The organism is Leptolyngbya sp. FACHB-541 (genome assembly GCF_014695875.1).
In the GTDB taxonomy this organism is placed as follows: domain Bacteria; phylum Cyanobacteriota; class Cyanobacteriia; order Elainellales; family Elainellaceae; genus JAAUTN01.
Genome location: NZ_JACJPC010000088.1, coordinates 1 through 4,185, shown reverse-complemented (window position 1 = coordinate 4,185; position 4,185 = coordinate 1). Strand labels below are relative to the sequence as shown.

Here is a 4,185-nt window from a genome sequence, read left to right as displayed (position 1 = left end):
TTTGGTCACGCATTACAGGATGCCGGGGTTGACTGGCGCGTAAACATCTATGGCGGTGCCCAGCACGCCTTTTGGGCGCGCCCGACAAATTCGGATGGATCGCCGGTCGAAGGACTCACGCATGTTCAATCGACCGTGCCAGGTGTCGGCTATCATCCAAAACACACTGAGCGCGCATGGCGAGCGGTTCTTGATCTTTTCGCAGAGGAATCGAAATGAGCGACGTGCATGAAGTCCGGGCGCGGGAAGCAGATTTGCGAAGCGCCAGGTTAGCCGGAGACGCGTCGGTCCCGTCGGACCTCCTAGTAGAAACACCGCATAACGTTCGCAATGCACCGGAACATTTCAATATGGTTGGTTAAGTTGCAAAGTTTGTCTGCGTCCGGTGATTGCGAACGTTGACAGTTAACATCATTGCCGAAAATGACCCTAATTCGGCAATGTTTGATTCGATACCTATATCAAGAGCCTCCAGCAGGGAAAGAATTTAGGCTTTGCTACTTACAGTACCCAAGGATCATTTTCGGCAAAGTTAAACCTGCCCCGATAGAGAGGGGCGCTTGCGCGTCGGTTACTTCGTCATCATGATGAGATGAGTAGAGATCATTTGTCTTTAAACAGGTTTTGCGACACAACCACCTGCTATATCTCATTCCTAACTCCTTCTTCCTTTGTTAAGAAAGATGCAACTAATACATAACTCTCGACGAAATTAGTCCAAACTCAAGTGAATAAAGCACGGTAAACTCACCGATTTACCGCATTATAACGAATGAGAGCCATTCCCTTTTGTTTTGCAACTTAAGGTAAATTACTTTTATTAGGGGCAGGGTCATGGTTAAGCTTAATTTAATAACACGATCGCAGTTTATTCGTCTACTAATGCTGGCAAGCAGCAGTGCAGTAGTGCTAGCAGCCTGCGGATCTAATTCGGCTGATACATCTAGTGATTCACCGTCCGCTAGTACGGGTCAACCGCTAACGGTGGGAACAGAAGGAACCTATCCACCCTTCAGTTTCAGAGATCTTCAAAGTAATGAATTGACGGGCTATGACATCGACATTGCTACAGAGGTAGCGAAGCGGCTGGAACGGACAATTGAGTTCGTACCAACGCAGTGGAAAAGTATGCTGGCGTCTCTAGATGCAAAACGATTCGACTTTGTTGCAAATCAAGTCTCGGTTACACCTGAGCGCGAACAGCAATATGCCTTTTCGCAGCCTTACACCGTGTCAGGTGCAGTTGTTCTGGTCAATCAAGATAACCCCAAAAATATTCAAAGCGTCAATGATCTTAGAGGCAAAGTCGTTGGCACAACCCAGGGTAGCAACTTTGCTAAAGCAGCAGAGGAAGCAGGGGCTGAGGTGAAATATTATCAGGGCATTGCCCAGGTGTTGACCGATCTTCAGCAAAATCGAGTCGATGCGGCGCTCAACGATCGCCTCTACGTCTTAACTGAACTGAAAAAAGCGAATTATCGGGTGAGATCGGTGGGTGAACCCTTCACTCGAGAGACAACGGCGTTTGTGTTCCGTAAAGACAACACTGAACTGCGCGATCAGGTAAACCAGGCACTAGACGCCATCAAACAAGACGGTACACTGGCAAATATTTCAAACACATGGTTTGGTGAAGATGTCAGTCGTTGATCTTTTAATTGACTCTCTGCCTTTGTTGCTCACAGGCGCACTGATGACCGTCTGGATCAGTGTTCTTGGGGTTGTGTTCGCGTTGCTTGTGGGACTGCTCGTTGCGCTCCTGGCGTTGTCCGAAGTCCGAGTGCTAGAGTGGCTCTCAAGCCTTTATGTCTCGTTCTTTCGCGGTACGCCCCTACTGGTGCAACTGTTTATCATTTATTTTGGATTTGCAGGCATTATCCGGTTTACGCCGTTTCAATCGATCGTCATCGGCTTAACTTTGCACTTTGGAGCCTATATTTCTGAGTCATTCAGAGGGGCAATCCTCTCAATCGCTAAAGGACAATGGGAAGCCTCAGCCTCATTGGGTTTAAGTCGGTTTGACACATTCGTGCATGTGATTCTGCCGCAAGCTTGGCGACGAGCCATTCCCAGCATTTGGAATTCTTTGATTGACGTGGTAAAAGCCTCTTCTCTGGCTTCCGTTGTCACCGTTGAAGAATTGACTAGTATTGCCGACCAGATTAGCTCTGCTTCAGCGGTGGTCTTACCGATTTTACTAGAGGCAGCCCTGATTTATTGGGCATTGACCACTCTACTGGACATTGTCCAGCGCTATTTCGAGCGTCGCTATCGCTATGCTGACTGATTTAGCAGATGTGTTTTGTTATGGCAATGGCGATCGGTGTAATCGAGCAGAGGAATTCGATCAACGATACAGGACCCCATTTATCCAAGCTCATCCCTTGACGAGAATTATCTTTCAAAAGGCGAATATCTAAGTCGGGTCAAGCGATTTTGAATGCAATGTAGTTATACGTCTCTTCAGAGAGTGATTCACCCTCCATAATCGCTATCCAAATTCCACCGATTAGATGCCCATGCACACCGACCGTCAAGGTTTATCTGTTGGGTTCGAGAAGATATCTGCGGCGAGTGATGGGCAACATTATCTTGCTCCACACAAAGCTCTTGCACTCATCACTGAAGGCGATCGCGCTGATCCGAAACGTCCCAGTAGCGATCGGCTTAGACCGTGCTTTGAGGCGATCATCTGGGTTGCAACCGTTCCAGAAGGTAATAGTGGAGACAAGTTAGTGAAAGCGATCGGTTAAGCGTTTTGGGTTAAAGGGTTGGAGGCGGTCAGAGGCGATATCAAAATAACCAGTCAATGCAACGGATTGCCCCATTTCCTTGTGCTAAGTTCAACACCATCTGCAACTGCTGATTCTGGTTAGTCGGCGGTCTGCGTATCCTTCCACTTGCCATCGAGCTAAAAGAGTTATGAACACAAGAACACTTACGGGCAAAGTTGCCTTGGTTACCGGCGCTTCGCGCGGGTTGGGCGTCGCCATCGCTCACGCCTTGGCCGATAAGGGCGCGGATGTCGCCATCACCTATATGGCGTCGGCGGAGAAAGCGGAAGCGGTCGCGCGTGCCCTGGAACTCAAAGGCATTCGCGCTGCGGCCTTCAGATCTGATCAAGGCGATCCCACCCAGTCCGCTCCGCTTATCCAGAGCGTCATGGAACGTTTCGGGAGACTTGATATCCTGGTCAATAACGCCGCCGTCGCCTATCAAGGCAAATCCATTGACCATCCCGACATTGACAATGCCATGATGGACCAAATGTGGGCGATCAATGTCGGTGGAGTAGTCGCAAATATCCGAGCCGCCGCCAAGGTGTTGCCCGAGGATGGACGGATTATCAGCATCAGTTCAGGAGTGGCAACGCGAGTCGGTTTTGCCGGAGCGGCCGATTACGCGGGCACCAAGGCCGCAGTGGTCGGCTATTCAAAGGGAGCAGCACGAGATCTCGCGCCCCGCAAAATCACCGTGAATGTGGTCGCCGCCGGTTTGATGGAGACCGAAATGGCTGCCGAGGCCGGCGTTGCGGAGATGCTGTTCGCCACGCTCGCAATTCAGCGATTCGCGCGCCTGGAAGAGGTTGCAGCGGGCGTGGTGTTCCTCGCCAGTCCCGCTGCATCTTATATCACCGGCACAGTGCTCAATGTCGAAGGTGGCTATGGTGCATAAGGAAAGCGCTAATACTCAACACGCCGAACCAGGTGCTGCACCTGAGTCGGCCGCATTTAGGTTTTTCGAGGTTCACGGAGCGGGACGGGCAGGTAAGCGAGGTCGTTAACAGTTAACAACATTGCCAGAAATGACCCTAACTCGGCAGTGTTGCTTGTCCTCGCTTTCAGCAGAGTAAGGCTTTAGACCGTACTACACGCGCTCACTCAATGTTCATTTTCGGCAATGTTGTTCAGATCAGGATTGATGTAGCGGTAGTAAGTTGGGCGACTAATTCCGAGGTGGTCACAAATTGAAGTGACTAATCGCCTTGGGTCTGCTGCCAGCGATCGCCCTATCTCAATCTCCCGCTATCCGACTTGGCGCTCGCTCCTGAGACACCATTTCAAGGCTCACCGAGAGCCTCATACTGACCGGAATATCAGGAGCCAGAGGTGGTGATGTTGAGTTCATCTAGTAGCACTGGGCTTTCACCAGGGTTCAGGTAGGCAAAGTAGAGTTAGCATTCGT

General features: G+C 50.3%; 5 protein-coding genes and 1 pseudogene. 5 read left to right on the top strand and 1 reads right to left on the bottom strand.

The window, feature by feature from the left end; translation table 11 throughout:
• The 3 genes from H6G00_RS18785 to H6G00_RS18775 form a co-directional block, all read left to right on the top strand.
• A partial coding sequence (locus H6G00_RS18785; protein ID WP_190797914.1) for a dienelactone hydrolase family protein occupies window positions 1-219 on the top strand: 219 nt, incomplete at its 5' end.
• 615 nt (window positions 220-834) lie between these two features.
• Window positions 835-1,650, top strand: a complete 816-nt coding sequence (locus H6G00_RS18780; RefSeq protein WP_199318585.1) for a transporter substrate-binding domain-containing protein — start codon at window positions 835-837, stop codon at window positions 1,648-1,650.
• Complete coding sequence (locus H6G00_RS18775) at window positions 1,637-2,287, top strand: amino acid ABC transporter permease (RefSeq protein ID WP_190797913.1); 651 nt, start codon at window positions 1,637-1,639, stop codon at window positions 2,285-2,287. Before H6G00_RS18780 ends, H6G00_RS18775 begins: the two co-directional genes overlap by 14 nt.
• Before the next feature lie 142 nt (window positions 2,288-2,429).
• On the opposite strand, the pseudogene H6G00_RS36725 reads toward H6G00_RS18775, so the two are convergent.
• A pseudogene (locus H6G00_RS36725) lies at window positions 2,430-2,513 on the bottom strand (FosX/FosE/FosI family fosfomycin resistance thiol transferase); the annotation flags it as partial.
• Between the two features lie 6 nt (window positions 2,514-2,519).
• Here H6G00_RS36725 and H6G00_RS18770 point away from each other — a divergent pair.
• A complete protein-coding gene (locus H6G00_RS18770; RefSeq protein ID WP_190797912.1) occupies window positions 2,520-2,753 on the top strand; it encodes a hypothetical protein in 234 nt (77 codons plus the stop codon).
• Between the two features lie 169 nt (window positions 2,754-2,922).
• Entirely contained in the window at window positions 2,923-3,675 is a 753-nt protein-coding gene (locus H6G00_RS18765) for an SDR family oxidoreductase (RefSeq protein WP_190797911.1), read from the top strand.
• Window positions 3,676-4,185: the final 510 nt, after the last annotated feature.

Excerpts from the sequence above, each read along its gene's own strand:
- H6G00_RS18775 (WP_190797913.1), top strand. The coding sequence starts at position 1,637 with ATGTCAGTCGTTGATCTTTTAATTGACTCTCTGCCTTTGTTGCTCACA.
- H6G00_RS18765 (WP_190797911.1), top strand. The coding sequence starts at position 2,923 with ATGAACACAAGAACACTTACGGGCAAAGTTGCCTTGGTTACCGGCGCT.
- H6G00_RS18770 (WP_190797912.1), top strand. The coding sequence starts at position 2,520 with ATGCACACCGACCGTCAAGGTTTATCTGTTGGGTTCGAGAAGATATCT.
- H6G00_RS18780 (WP_199318585.1), top strand. The coding sequence starts at position 835 with ATGGTTAAGCTTAATTTAATAACACGATCGCAGTTTATTCGTCTACTA.